Genomic DNA, 14,315 nt, shown 5'->3' on the forward strand with positions numbered 1-14,315 from the left:
TATGATTATGTCATACCTGCTTACATATTAATAATATTGGTTTCGTATCTTTGCCATATGAATTTCATATGGAATGTGATTGAAGACGCGGGACGGGAGGCTGTAATAACATGGATATCCGCCAATTGAAATATTTCCTGGCGATTGCCGAGGAAGGTCAAATCACCTCAGCAGCCAGGAAGCTGCAAATGGCCCAGCCGCCGCTCAGCCAGCAGCTGAAGCTGCTGGAGGAGGAGCTCGGGGTCAAGCTGGTTGAACGCGGTCCGCGCAGCATCCAGTTAACCGATGCGGGAATTATTTTGCGTAACCGGGCACAGCAAATTCTTGAATTAACAGATTCGACCACGAGAGAAATCAATGATTTTGCCAAAGGACTGAAGGGCAGCCTCTCGATCGGCACCGTCTCCTCCTCCGGAGCCACCCTGCTGCATGACCGGCTGGGCGAATTCCACAAAAACTATCTGGGCGTTACTTTTGAAATTCATGAAGGCAATACGTTTATGATCATCGATCTGCTGAACAAAGGCATCGTCGAAATCGGCATTATCCGCACCCCTTTTAATTCCAGCAACCTGGAATGTCTCTATCTCAATTCGGAGCCGATGATTGCCGTTATGACCCCTGTTTATGACTGGAATTCAAGCGAAACGGCTATTTCACTCGGAGAGCTTCAGCATAAGCCGCTTATCATTTACCGCCGCTTTGAGCAGCTCATTCGTGAGACCTGCCTGGAGCATGGCTTTGAACCGCAAATTTTCTGCATGAACGATGATGCGCGGACCACCCTGCTCTGGGCCAACGCCGGACTTGGCATCGGGATTATTCCCAAATCTGCCTTTGAGCTCGCGAATCACAGCAACCTGATCTATAAGGAGCTCCGGTGTGAAGCGCTGCATACCCGTGTAGCCGCCGTCTGGATCAAGGACAAGTATTTGTCGTCGCTGGCTACCAAGTTTATCGAGACTTTCCGGGTACGCTGAACGCTGAACCCTGAACATACCATTCCGGCTCCGCAGAAGTGCAGTTATCCGGCCCGGATATTCTGGAGGATGTATGTCCAGTTTCTGCTTCCTTCATCCTGTCCTTCAGGCCGCCTCTACCCTGCATCCCGCTGGCAGAACCCGGGATTCTGACGTTTCACACCGCATGGACTAAATGTTGTACATCTTACAACTCAGCTAACAGAATACCAAGGTGTTCACACAGATTGTTGTATGAAATACAAGAATTGTCCCGCTAATCCGCCCGGAGGAGCATAAATACTGCCTTTTATACAACAATCTTGAATTATAGCCGGGATTATAGTGGAATTGTTGTATTTTGGGCAGGATTTTATATTGACTCTACCCTTCAACCCAAAAACACCCCGCACTGGTCTGCACCAGTAGCGGGGTATTCTTGTATCGCAGGTCCTCTGGCCGGCGCGAACGCCGGTTTAGACCATGATTTTGCAAATATCGTTCGTGAACTGCACCGGATCGTTAACCTGCAGACCTTCGATCAAGAGCGCCTGGTTATACAAAAGGTTAGTGTAAAGACCCAGCTTCTCCTTGTCGCCTTCGGCAGCAGCCTTCAGCGATTTGAAGACATCATGGTGAATGTTGATTTCCAGCACCTTATCCGCTTGTACATCCTGGCCGCCGTTAGGCATAGCCTTGAGGATTTTCTCCATCTCGATGGTCAGCTCGCCTTCAGTGGACAGGCAGACCGGATGGGATTTCAGCCGCTTGGATGCTTTGACTGCCTTCACTTTGCCGGACAGGATGCCCTGCATCGCTTCGAACAATCCCTTATTCTCATTCTCTTCCGCTTCAGAAGGCTTATCCTCGGCACTTTCTTCAATCCCTAAGTCACCGCTGGATACGTTCTTGAATTCCTTCTCTTTGTAGGACATGATCATCTTGATTGCGAATTCATCGATATCGTCGGTGAAGTAGAGGATTTCGTAACCCTTGTCCAGCACCATTTCCGTCTGCGGCAGCTTCTCAATGCGTTCCACCGATTCACCGGAGGCATAGTAGATGAACTTCTGGTCTTCCGGCATTCTTTCCACATATTCAGCCAGCGTAACCAGCTTCTTCTCCTTGGAGGAGTGGAACATCAGGAGGTCCTGCAGCGTTTCTTTTTCCATACCGTAGTCATTGTAGACCCCGAACTTCAGCTGTCTGCCAAAAGATTTGTAGAATGTCTCATATTTCTCACGCTCATCCTTCAGCAGGCTCAGGAGCTGGCTCTTGATCTTGCTCTTGATGTTCTTCGCAATCAGCGTCAGCTGGCGGTCATGCTGCAGCAGCTCGCGGGAGATGTTCAGCGACAGATCCTCGGAATCCACCATCCCCTTGACGAAGCTGAAGTAGTCCGGCAACAAATCCCCGCATTTGTTCATAATCAGCACGCCGTTGGAGTAGAGCTCCAGGCCTTTTTCATATTCCTTGGTGTAGTAGTCGAACGGCGTATTCTCCGGAATGAACAGGATTGCGTTATAGACCACAGCGCCGTCGGCACTGATATGGATATGCTTCAGCGGCTTGTCGAAGCCGTAGCGTTTCTCCGCATAGAAGTTGTTGTAGTCTTCTTCGGTCAGCTCGTTTTTGTTCTTGCGCCAGATCGGCACCATGCTGTTCACGGTCTGCTCTTCAATGACATCGATGAATTCATTCTCGGCGTCCTCTTTAGGCTGTCTGCCGGTAATATCCATCTTGATCGGGAAGCGGATGAAGTCCGAGTATTTCTTGATGATCGACTTCAGGCGGTACTCTTCCAGGAACTCATCGTAGTTATCGTCTTCGGTGTTATCTTTGATCTTCAGCGTAATTTCGGTTCCGACAGCATCCTTCTCACAAGGCTCAATCGTGTAACCGTCCGCACCCTGGGATTCCCACTTGAACGCCTGGTCGCTGCCCAGCGCCTTACTGATCACTGTAACATCGTCAGCCACCATGAATGCGGAATAGAAACCTACCCCGAATTGTCCGATGATGTTGTGTCCGTCCTTGGCCTCATTATCCTTCTTAAAAGCAAACGAGCCGCTGTTCGCGATAATCCCCAGATTGTTCTCCAGCTCTTCCTGCGTCATCCCGATTCCGGTATCGGAAATCGTCAGCGTACGGCTTGCCTTATCGGCGGTCACTTTAATGTAGTAATCCTCTTTATTGAACACCAGGCCTTCGTCGGCCAGTGCTTTGTAATAGATTTTGTCGATGGCATCGCTTGCATTCGAAATCAGTTCCCGCAGAAAAATCTCCCGCTGTGTATAGATGGAGTTAATCATCATTTCCAGCAGTCTTTTGGATTCGGCTTTAAACTCTTTTTTGGCCATGAATAAATAAATCTCCTTTCAAAAATAACCTTCGGATTGCGGATCATCGTTTAGCACTCCACTCACCTGAGTGCTAACACTACCTTTTATATACCATATTCTCGTTTTTGATGTCAATATCTTGCTGCATATAGAGGTCCGCTCAAAAAAGAAATGAATTCTATTTTAGTCCATGTTAGCATTCGGAATGTACTCATTACAGCGAAAGAAAGGACAATGAAACGATGAAAATCCAGCTCGAAACGCTTCCTGCAACATGCATTGCTTATGTGCGCAGGGCAGGTCCCTATGGTCCCGGTAACAGTAAGGCTATGGAGACCTTAAAGGAATGGGCGCAGGCACACCGGCTGCTTACCGGATCAGCCATCCTCTTCGGGATTCCGCAGGACAACCCGGACACTACCCTGCCTGAACATTGCAGATATGATGCCTGTATCAGCGTACCGGAGAATAGCCCAGCGGATAAGTCTATTAATTACGGTGTAATTCCCGGCGGGACCTATGCGGTTGTTACTATTCAGCATACGGCTGAGGCTGTTCAAAAAGCATGGACGGAGATCCTCCCCGCCCTCTACGGCAGCGGACATCTGCTCGATTACCAGCGGCCGGTTATGGAGAGATATACAGGTGATATGATCAGCAATCATCTTTGCCAGTTATGTTTTCCTGTGCACTAAGTTAGAAGCCGAGTTTTCCGCCATGGTAGCAGTAATAGGATTGTGCGTTAAGAGCTTGTAACCGGTTCAGCGACTGCTCTGCATTCTCCAGGTCGATACAATACTGCGGATTCGCAACAGCCAATGCACTCCCCTCATTCACTGCCGCATCCCCGGTAATCACAGTGCCCAGTGCCGGGAAATACAAAGAAATATGACCAGACGTATGCCCCGGGGTGGCAAGGACCTGGCACTTACCATCCAGAATGTACTCGCCCTCCCGGACCGTCTGATTCACCGGAACATGCCGCAAATTCTTCAATAGCTGTACAAACTCTTCACCGGACGCCTGCTCTTCTTCAGGCATCTCCACTAGCAGAGCTTCTGCCTGGATCAGCCGCTCAGATTTCATCAGGCCTGAGATCGATGGGGTCTCCACTTCGCTCGCGATGATCGTAACGGACGGGTATTTCTCCACGAATTCATACAAGGCACCGATATGGTCATCGTCGTAATGGGTGATAATGATATTCTTCAGATTCCCGGGGGCATATCCTTGATTCAGCATCGCATTCTCTATTAGCGGCATGAACTGCGGGTACCCTGTATCCACTAAGGTTAACTCTTCCCCGGATACAATGAGACTCGGGCAAATATAATAGGGTTGTCCTTCATACTCAAACTGAATAGGTAGCTCAATAATGTTCATATGATCCTCCGCGTGTCTATATTAGAATATTGCATATTTCGCTTACTCAGGCTTCCACCCTCACAGTATAGCGGCTTTAGCCTTCGCATCCTCCCGCAGCATCTGGATCAGTGACTGGAGCGGCAGCGACTTCCACTTCTTCGGATGGAGCAGGAGCTGCAGATCGAAATGAATCTCCGGATGGGCAAAAGACAGCTCGGCGAGATTCCCCCGCTCGATCTCCTCCTCAGCCACAATTCTCGGCAGCAGCGCGATGCCCAGTCCGTTCCGCACACAACGCTTGATCGCTTCCAGATTCGACAGCTCAAAACCGATCCGGAACACAATCCCGTGCTCCCGGAGCAGGTTCTCGAACAGGCTGCGGTAGATACAGCTCTCCTCGGAGACAATCAGCTCACAGTTGTTAAGATCCTGCAGCGTAACCCGCGCCAGGCTTGCCAGCGGATGACTGGCAGGGGCCACAAGGACGAGCGGCTCTTCCCGGATGATTGTACGCTCAAGCAGGGTATCTGCCGTGCTGCGGTCCAGGAGGAGGCCGATATCAACCTCGCCGTCTCTAATCTTGGAGACCAGATTGGCCTCCTGCTCCGTTTGAAGATGAATGTTCAGTCCGGGGAACATGGTCCGCAGCTGCTGCAGGAACGGCGGCAAATAAAAGGCGGCAAGTGAATCAATCGTCCCGATCGTCAGCGTGCCGCCGATCTGCTGGGCAATTGTTTCTTTGGAGCGGTCGTACAGATCAAGAATCTCCACGAACAGCTTCAGCAGTTCTTCCCCCGGAGGAGTCAGGCGCAAGGCCCGGCCATGCCGCTCTATCAGCGGTACACCGTATTCCTTCTCGATCTTCTGAATCTGCATCGTTACACTGGACTGGGCATAGCCCAGTTCTTCGGCCGCACGGGTGAAGCTCTGCCGCTTCGCGACCTCGCGGAAGGTCCGCATATAGGTTAAGTCCATATCATCACCCTAACATCAATATTATTGATAACCTTCATCATTTATTATAGCTAACGACGATGCAATAATCCATGGTACAGTAGGATAAAAGGATTTTACAATTTTGGAGGACGATATTCATGTTAACAGAAGAACAGATTTATGGAATCTATGTTCCCGTGGTAACCCCGTTCCATGCCGCCGGCGAGATTGATCTGGAGTCGTATCAGCGGTATGTGAACAACATCATCAAGAACAGTATTCATGGTCTGGTCGTTAATGGAACCACTGGAGAATCGCCGACAGTCAACATACAGGAATTGCAGACACTCGTGGATGCATCACGGGAGCTTTTGAAGTCTAGCCCGATCCCGCTCGTGGTAGGTACGGGTACGAACGATACCGCTTCTACTGTAGCCCGCACAGAGCTTGCCGCGAACTCAGGTGCCGATGCCGCACTGGTTGTTGTCCCTTATTACAGCCGTCCTTCACAGGAAGGCATTATCGCCCATTTCCGCAAAGCGGCTGAGGTCGGTCTCCCGGTTATCGCGTATGATATTCCCGGCCGCGCCGGTGTCGGCATGTCCGTAGACACCGCCCGTACGATCCTGGAGATGAACAACGTAGTCGGGTTAAAAGACTGCTCCGGCTCTCCGTTGCTGGTCTCCGAGCTGTCCCGCCACGGCTCCAAGCCCGTGCTCTGCGGCGATGACTTGAACTTCTTCGATATGCTGGGCTGCGGAGCCGCCGGTGGCATGCTGGCCTCGGCCAATGTACATACCGCCTCCTATCTCAGCATCTACGAGCAGTACAGAGCCGGCCAGGTTGAGGCAGCCCGGGCTGCCTTTGATCAGCTCGTGCCGCTGATGAAGCTGCTGTTCAAGGAATCCAACCCGGCGCCAATCAAATGGCTGCTCAGTGCACGCGGCGAGATCTCCTCCGACACGCTCCGCCTGCCGATGACCTCTATCAGCGCTGCGCTGCGCGAAGAGCTGGGTGCTTATCTCGCCGGGTAACTTCTGCGCACAAATGGTAACGATAAAGGCAACATCGGCGAAACCCCCCCCCCTGCCGATGACCTCTATCAGCGCTGCGCTGCGCGAAGAGCTGGGTGCTTATCTCGCCGGGTAACTTCTGCGCACAAATGGTAACGATAAAGGCAACATCGGCGAAACCGCCGCTTCTCAGTCAGGGACTGGAAAGCGGCGGTTTTTGCTTGTTCTTCTACTAAGTAATGTTTGACGAGACGCTTCCTTACAATTTCTCACAGGTGGTGTGCTACCAAGATTAGCCCTTAACAATTTCAATACGCAATTGGTGAGGGGAATATGGCTAAACGAGCCGATTGTATACGATAAACCGAATACATTGCGCATCCGCAAAGGTTTTACATGAAATCAAATAAAGCAGCCTCCCAAGGGAAGGCTGCAGTTTATGTTTACATTATTCATCTCAAAGAGTTATTGAGATCTGCCTGCTTTGGCCGCAGGACGGCTGCCAGGTCTGTTGCCGGACTGGCTGGAACGGCCGTATTGGCCTCCAGCCGGCTTGTTGCTCTGGTTGCCGCCTGGACGGGCGGCAGATCTTTCGCCCGGCCGGCTGCCGGAGCCTGCTCTGTTGCCGGACTCGCCAGCAGGCCGGCTGCTGCCAGCACCGCTGCCTGCATAGCTACTGTCAGACGCGCTTTTCGCTCCGTTGCCTGCATAGCCACTGCCCGACGCGCTTTTCGCTCCGCCGTTACCGCCACCCTGCTTGCCTTGCGAGAACCATTCCGATTTCGGCTTGCGCGCCGGATTCGTTTTGGCTTTCTGCGACGGTTTGGCTGGTGCTTTGCCAGGACGGTCTGCCAGCAATGCCAAATTGCTCTTGGACATCGGATAAGCATGATCCTTGACTTCCGGAATCACCTTGCCGATCAGCTTCTGAATATCCTTCAGGTATGGAATTTCCTCAGCTTCGCACAGCGAGATGGCAACTCCGCTCATTCCCGCACGGCCGGTCCGGCCAATACGGTGAACATAGGTTTCCGGAATATTCGGCAGGTTGAAGTTGATGACATGGGACAGCTCATCAATATCAATCCCGCGCGCGGCGATATCTGTAGCTACCAGCACCCGTGTCGCGCCGCTTTTGAAGTTTCTCAGCGCATTCTGGCGGTCATTCTGCGATTTGTTGCCGTGAATGGCCTGGGCGGTAATATTGATCCGGGTCAGATCCCGGGTTACCCGGTCAGCTCCGCGTTTGGTGCGGGTGAAGACGAGTGCCGACACGATCGACGGATCCTGCAGCAGACGGTTCAGCTGATTCTGCTTATTGCCGTTCTCCAGCAAATAAATCGATTGCTCGATTCTGTCTACGGTCGAAGATACCGGAGTAATCTCGATTTTTACCGGATCTACCAGCAGAGTCTTCACTAGCTGGGAGATTTCCGTCGGCATCGTTGCCGAGAAGAACAGCGTTTGCTTCTTGGCCGGCATCTTGGCAATAATCCGCTTCACATCATGAATGAAGCCCATGTCCAGCATGCGGTCTGCTTCATCCAGCACAAGAATCTGCACGTACTGCAGATCCACATGTCTCTGGCTGATCAGATCGATCAGCCGGCCCGGTGTAGCAATCAGAATATCTGCGCCCTGGCTTAGCGCCCGCTCCTGGGCCTTCTGGGATACCCCTCCGACAATCGCTGTCGAGCGGATCGTAGTGAACTTGCTGTACGCCTGGATGTTCTCGGAGATTTGCAGAGCAAGCTCTCTGGTCGGAGTCAGAATCAGGGAACGGATACGTTTCGCTCCGCCGGTTCTGGCCGGCTGCTGGCTGAGCAGCTGAATGATCGGCAATGAAAAAGCTGCGGTTTTTCCGGTACCCGTCTGGGCACAGCCCAGAATATCTCTGCCGGCCAAGGCCGCAGGGATGGATTCCTCCTGGATTGGAGTCGGGGATGTATAGTTTTCCAGGCTCAGTGCCTTGAGAATCGGGGGAATCAAGTTCAAATCGTTAAATGTCATTTTATCTCCTTAATTTTGAGTACATATATTAGCAAGCCATTAATCACTGTATATATCATCTGCGGCGTCTCCACATAGCGCTCGTCAAAGTCATAACACATAATGATAACACGTTTAGCCATTAAAAAGAAGCGATACTTTCATCGCCCCTCTTCAAAACCAATATTTATCTGTTACAGCCGGACTTTTTTCAGCTGTTCTTTAATGCTTTTCACCGGGTCGCCCAGGAATATCCGGGTATGCGCAGGAGTGCCTTCACGGACTTGGATCTCCAGGTTATTCAGATTCCGGATCAGCTCCAGCCGTTCACTCTCCTCCATCTGAAACTGAACCCCGTACTCATACACAGCACCGTTCTCCAATTCATTGGTCCAGGAAATTTTCCCTAGCAGATTCGTTGGCTGATGCAGAATCTCGGTTTCAAACTTAAGCAGAATATTATCGTTCACCGGCAGCTTATAGCCCATCACGAATTTCAATCCGTCCGGCCCGATATTGGTCAGATATACCTCGGTGCTTCCAAGATCAACCTCCCTGCCCTTAAACATACTAATAGTCATTCCGGCAACAAGAGGGTTGGTTAGTTCTACCCTGAAATATTCCCGGCTGTTGTTGAAGAGCAGGATTTCTTTCACTCTCGGGCTTCGGTTACCCATATATTTCTGGCGAAGCAGCATTCCCAAGGCCTCCGGTGCCACCGGGCGGCTGAAATAATAACCCTGTATCTCGTCACACTGCTGCTTCTTTAAATACTCATATTGCTCCTCCGTCTCCACACCTTCAGCTACAACATTCATTTTTAGCGCTTTGGCCAGATTCAGAATACATTCAATAATGCTTCGGTTCACAGGGTCGGTCAATATTTCTTCCACGAACGCCTTGTCAATTTTCACCGTATCCAGCGCTAACCGCTTGAGCATATATAAAGAAGAATAGCCCGTCCCAAAGTCATCAAGTGAAACTTTAATCTTCCGTTTTCTAAGCTCCTCCAGCAATTGAATGACTTCTCTTTCATTGGTCATGAAGGAACTCTCCGTGATTTCAATCTCCAGATATTCGGGAGCCAGCCCGGACCCGGCGAGAATTCCATCAATCGTCTGCAGAATATTCTGCTGGAACAGCTGCTGCACCGAGAAATTAACGGATACCGTAATATGCGGCAGCCCCATCTCCTGCCATTGCTTGTTCTGCCGGCAAGCCTCCCGGAGCACCCATTCTCCAATAGGCACTATAAGTCCGCTCTCTTCTGCAATCGGGATGAACTCCGCCGGCGACACCAGCCCCCAGTCCGGGTGGTTCCAGCGGATCAGCGCCTCTGCACCGAGAATTTCCCGGGTCTGCGTATCCACTCGCGGCATATATTGCAGGAACAGCTCCTGTTTCTCCAGGGCTTTGCGCAGATCATTGGTCATGGTGAATATTTTGAAAGACTGGATGTTCAGCGATGAGGAATAGCACTGGGCCTGGTCCCTCCCCTGTGACTTGGCATGATATAGAGCCGAATCTGCATTCAGCAGGAGCCTATCAACCGAATCCCCATCCTCCGGGAAAATACTGATCCCCATACTCAGCGTGATATTAAGCTCAAAGCCTGCTATTAAATAATCTTCCTTGGTACGGCTGATAATGGACTCGGACAGGAAGATTGCTTCACGGTGGCTCTCCACTTCCGGCAGAATAATACAGAACTCATCCCCGCTTAACCGGTACGCCACCCAGCCATTTTCAAGGCTTTCCTGCAGTTTGACGGCAAACTGTTTGAGCAGCGTGTCACCTATAGTGTGCCCCAGAATATCATTGACGGCCTTAAAGCGATCCAGATCAATCAGGAGCACCGCAAGCTTTTTATTATAAAATGATGCCAGTCTTAACTGTTGATCCAGCCGCTCTTCAAACATCCGCCGATTGGGAAGGCCCGTAAGATAATCGTGATACGCCAAATACTCTGTTTCCCGCTCCGTTTCCTTCCGCTCGGTAATATCCAGAACAGTGCCAACGATTGCATCCTCATCTATGTGTAATATCCGGGTGTAATGTACTTCACAATAGATAAGGCTTCCATCCGGCTTGACGGCTCTATGTATCATTGTGCGGTTAAATTGCCCTTCCGTTAAACCCAGCATCTTGGTGGATACCGTATCGCGGTCCCCCGGGTAGATGGAATCCAATACCTGCCGTCCCATCAAGCTAACGTCTCCCAGCATTCGTTCAAGATGGGGATTAGCATAAATATAAATTCCATTTTGGACAATAAATACACCTACTATCGACTGCTCCACAATACTCCGGTATTTAGCCTCCGCTTCCAGCAGATGCCGCTCCATGGACTTTTGTTCCGTTACATTTTTGGCTATGCCATAGATACCCACCAGCTCATTAGCAATAATTACAGGAATATTCGTTACAAAAATATCGATAGCCGTGCCATCCTTATGCCTGGCTGTCAATTCATAGCTTCGCGGGCTTGCGGTTCTTATGACTTCTGCGATAACCCTTCTGGAGAGGCTGATCTGCTCCGGATCAATCAGGCGTTCAAAGCTGGCATGGACCAGCTCGCCCTCGGTATAACCAAACAGTCCGTTCAAAGCTGCATTGCAGGATAGAATCAAACCTTCAAGATTGCTGGAATATACCGCATCCGTATTATTTTCAAACAATGATTTGTAGTATTGGCCTTCTTCAATCAGTTGAAGCTGCAAAGCCTTCTTTTCCGTGATATCCTGAACAGTCCCAATCGCCTCACTGTCCCAAAACCGCGCACTTTCGGCGACATAACGGACCTCTCCGTCCGGGCGGATAATTCTATATTCTATTTGATAGGACTGCATGGACTCCAGGGATTTAGAAAAAGCCGATTTTACCCGCCCTGCATCCTCCTCATGGACCCTGGCAAATACATTATCTAAAGCCACCTCTGAAGAAAGCTCCTGGCCATAAATCGCATACATATGTTTCGACCACGTCATTCTTTGCAAAATCCGGTCGTATTCCCAGTACCCCACATTTGCCAATACCTGTGCTAATTCAAACCGCTTATTTCTTTCCGCCATTAATTCAGATAACACCACTGTCCCGGCTGCTGCCTCATCGGTTGAAGTTGAACTCGATTCCTTCTGGTTCATTGCTCCGCCTTCTTTCTGAATGCATTTTGGCAACCACCCACTTAACACCAGATACCGGCTTTTGGTGCATATAAGAATATTTTTCCAGATGCTACTCTAATTCCACAACAACGACGAAAACCCTTTATTCGACAAAAGCACAAAAAAAGCAGAGGATTTCTCCCCTGCCCGTTGCCTTGCAATACTATTATAAGACTAATCTACGATTTCAGCAGTATCGCCGTTATTGGCACCTGCAGCGTTAGCTTCGTCGGTGTCGATATGCATATCAAGCTTGAAATTGTCGGATACACGGGCGATTACGTTCTCCAGCACCAGGCCGCGTTCGCCTCCAAGGCGTACCTTCAGGAGCTGCTTGTCGGCAATGCCCCAAGCTTCTGCTTCAGAAGTGTGGAAGTGGATGTGACGGGCTGCCACAATGACACCTGTCTCCAGTTCAACTTCACCGGCTGGACCTTTGATAGTAATGCCTGGTGTTCCTTCAATATGGCCGGATTCACGTACAGGTGCCTTCACGCCGAGGCTGAATGCGTCTGTGCGCGATACTTCCAGCTGGGAAGCCGGACGGGCCGGGCCGAGAATTCTCACTTTGTCGAACTTACCTTTGGTACCGATTACTGCTACTTGCTCATTTGCTGCGAATTGTCCTGGCTGGGAAAGGGGTTTGAACTCAGTCAATTGGTAACCTGCTCCAAACAATGCTTCCACATGCTCCTGCGTAAGGTGAATATGTCGGGCCGACACACCTACGGATACAGTCTTGCTCATTTTTAAGTCACTCCTTGTATTTTCTCTAGTATCTGTACAAGCCACTGAACATTATACATCTTATTACCCACAAAAAAAAAGACCCTCATCACAATGAGCGCCTTTTTTTCGACATTTTACGATCCGATAAATGGATTATCATAGTTTTGCCATTTTATACCCCTTCTGTGTAGGGCGCCGGATTGGAGTCTGCAAAAGAAGGCAGATGATTTCTCAGGAAGGTCAGCGCATTCCCGCTCAACCAGCCTTTCACCTCATCCTCGGGATAGTACCTCAGCAGCAAGTCGGTAAACTCCGCATATTTCCCCGGATGCTCAAGGCCCTCGACCCACATCTCAATGCCGTCAAAATCTGAGCCGAACATGAGCTGCTTCGAGCCTCCCAGCGCGCAGACATGTTCAATATGCCTCCGCACATCATCCACCTTCGCCCCTCCCCCGTCACGTACAAACCAGGGCACAAAGGTTAATCCCATCCGCCCGTCCACCGCAATCAGCGCCTGAATCTGCCCGTCCGTCAAATTGCGGGGATGGCCGCAGATGGCCGCACTATTGGAATGTGAAGCTATGAACGGACGTTTACTGCGTTCCGCCAGCTCCCAGAAGCCTGCCGGTGCCAGATGGGACACATCCAGCAGCATGCCGCTTCCGTTGCACCACTCGATCAGCTTCCTCCCCTTCTCCGTGAAACCGCCATTGCGCTGCTCCAGCACACCATCCGCAGCCCAGTTGGCGTAATTCCAGGTTACCCCCAGGAAACGCACTCCCAGCTCAAAGCACAGCTGTGCATAGAACAGATTGCCCTCCAGACCGTCCACGCCCTCCAGAGAGAGCATCCCGAAGGCAGGGGCTGTAAGTATCTGTTCATCTGCCTCTTCCTTCCAGCGGAGCCACTGCAGGCCCTCTGGGCCAACTACCTTCTGCCGGAATAATTCAATTTGCCCGAGAACATCCTCAAACTTCGCTCTCCCGCGGTCCGCCGACAAATAAACCGCAAAAACCTGAAGTTCGACATTCCCCTCCACCAGCCGCTCTGCCGTCACGTCCAGACGGGGGTCATTCTTGAAATCTATCTCCGGACTGGCCTGCAGCTTGCTTAAGGCATCACAGTGGAAATCCGCCACTCTCAGCTTCTTGACACTCACTGTAAAGATCGTCTCCCTTCTCTTGAAGATCTGAATAACGGTGGAATCTCTTATTTATAAGTGTATGCCACAGCATCAGGGAAGAGACGGGACAGCAAGTGGACAATAGAAGGATTGGTTATCATGCAAAGCATATACATTCTTATATATCAAAATAACCCCACAAAGTGGGGCACCCCAAAAATACAAAAACCTGTTTACAGTGTAAACAGGCTCAATCTAAAAAGGTCATATAATTATCTGGGTTCAACAATAAGTTTGATCGCCGTCCGGTCTTCCCCATCAATCACTATATCCGTAAAAGCCGGGATACAGATCAAGTCGACTCCGCTAGGTGCGACAAATCCCCGGGCGATGGCAACTGCTTTGACTGCCTGGTTCAGTGCTCCTGCTCCAATAGCTTGTAGCTCGGCCGATCCACGTTCGCGAAGAACACCTGCTAGTGCGCCAGCAACGGAATTTGGATTGGATTTAGCTGATACTTTTAATACATCCATAGTAAGTACCTCCCCTGGGAAAATGATGGTGTTCTTCTTCCACTACAGTAGATGTTATTCGCGAGAGAAGATTTAATTCCTTCTTTTTGCGGACCTCTCTGGAGAAATTAGTTCAAAAGATACTCTTTTTCGATATAATAAATATCACACTTCACCCAA

The 14,315-nt window shown here is 50.4% G+C and carries 11 protein-coding genes; 3 read left to right on the plus strand and 8 right to left on the minus strand.

Annotation, left to right across the window (positions count from 1 at the left end):
* Positions 1–110 precede the first annotated feature (110 nt).
* On the plus strand, positions 111–980 hold the full coding sequence (locus QW71_RS05925) for a LysR family transcriptional regulator (protein ID WP_039294731.1): 870 nt from the start codon (positions 111–113) through the stop codon (positions 978–980).
* Positions 981–1,435: 455 nt separating this feature from the next.
* Here QW71_RS05925 and htpG read toward each other — a convergent pair whose 3' ends face one another.
* A complete protein-coding gene (htpG, locus tag QW71_RS05930; protein ID WP_039294734.1) occupies positions 1,436–3,319 on the minus strand; it encodes a molecular chaperone HtpG in 1,884 nt (627 codons plus the stop codon).
* 224 nt (positions 3,320–3,543) lie between these two features.
* On the opposite strand from htpG, the gene QW71_RS05935 reads away from it, so the two are divergent.
* Positions 3,544–3,996: a GyrI-like domain-containing protein gene (locus QW71_RS05935; protein WP_039294737.1), complete on the plus strand. Its 453-nt coding sequence runs from the start codon at positions 3,544–3,546 to the stop codon at positions 3,994–3,996.
* A gap of 1 nt (position 3,997) precedes the next feature.
* On the opposite strand, the gene QW71_RS05940 is transcribed toward QW71_RS05935, so the two are convergent.
* On the minus strand, positions 3,998–4,684 hold the full coding sequence (locus tag QW71_RS05940; RefSeq protein ID WP_039294740.1) for an MBL fold metallo-hydrolase: 687 nt from the start codon (positions 4,682–4,684) through the stop codon (positions 3,998–4,000).
* 60 nt (positions 4,685–4,744) lie between these two features.
* Positions 4,745–5,641 (minus strand): LysR family transcriptional regulator, encoded by an 897-nt coding sequence (locus tag QW71_RS05945; protein WP_039294743.1) that lies wholly within the window; start codon positions 5,639–5,641, stop codon positions 4,745–4,747.
* 119 nt (positions 5,642–5,760) lie between these two features.
* Here QW71_RS05945 and dapA point away from each other — a divergent pair, with 119 nt between their 5' ends.
* Positions 5,761–6,636, plus strand: a complete 876-nt coding sequence (gene dapA / locus QW71_RS05950) for a 4-hydroxy-tetrahydrodipicolinate synthase (protein ID WP_039294745.1) — start codon at positions 5,761–5,763, stop codon at positions 6,634–6,636.
* Between the two features lie 444 nt (positions 6,637–7,080).
* Here the strand turns inward: dapA and QW71_RS05955 are convergent, their stop codons facing one another.
* The 5 genes from QW71_RS05955 to QW71_RS05975 all read right to left on the minus strand — a co-directional run bounded on the left by QW71_RS05955 (position 7,081) and on the right by QW71_RS05975 (position 14,156).
* Positions 7,081–8,625, minus strand: coding sequence for a DEAD/DEAH box helicase (locus tag QW71_RS05955; protein WP_039294748.1), 1,545 nt, complete (start codon positions 8,623–8,625; stop codon positions 7,081–7,083).
* Between the two features lie 173 nt (positions 8,626–8,798).
* Positions 8,799–11,747 carry an EAL domain-containing protein gene (locus tag QW71_RS37800; RefSeq protein WP_052769911.1) on the minus strand — a complete coding sequence of 983 codons (2,949 nt, stop codon included), beginning with the start codon at positions 11,745–11,747 and terminating at the stop codon, positions 8,799–8,801.
* A gap of 195 nt (positions 11,748–11,942) precedes the next feature.
* On the minus strand, positions 11,943–12,515 hold the full coding sequence (gene pduL, locus QW71_RS05965; RefSeq protein WP_039294751.1) for a phosphate propanoyltransferase: 573 nt from the start codon (positions 12,513–12,515) through the stop codon (positions 11,943–11,945).
* A 154-nt stretch (positions 12,516–12,669) separates the two neighbouring features.
* Positions 12,670–13,659 carry a dipeptidase gene (locus QW71_RS05970; RefSeq protein WP_039294754.1) on the minus strand — a complete coding sequence of 330 codons (990 nt, stop codon included), beginning with the start codon at positions 13,657–13,659 and terminating at the stop codon, positions 12,670–12,672.
* A 236-nt stretch (positions 13,660–13,895) separates the two neighbouring features.
* Complete coding sequence (locus tag QW71_RS05975) at positions 13,896–14,156, minus strand: stage V sporulation protein S (RefSeq protein WP_019910496.1); 261 nt, start codon at positions 14,154–14,156, stop codon at positions 13,896–13,898.
* Positions 14,157–14,315: the final 159 nt, after the last annotated feature.

The organism is Paenibacillus sp. IHB B 3415 (assembly GCF_000802655.2).
Taxonomy (GTDB): Bacteria; Bacillota; Bacilli; order Paenibacillales; family Paenibacillaceae; genus Paenibacillus_AQ; species Paenibacillus_AQ phytohabitans.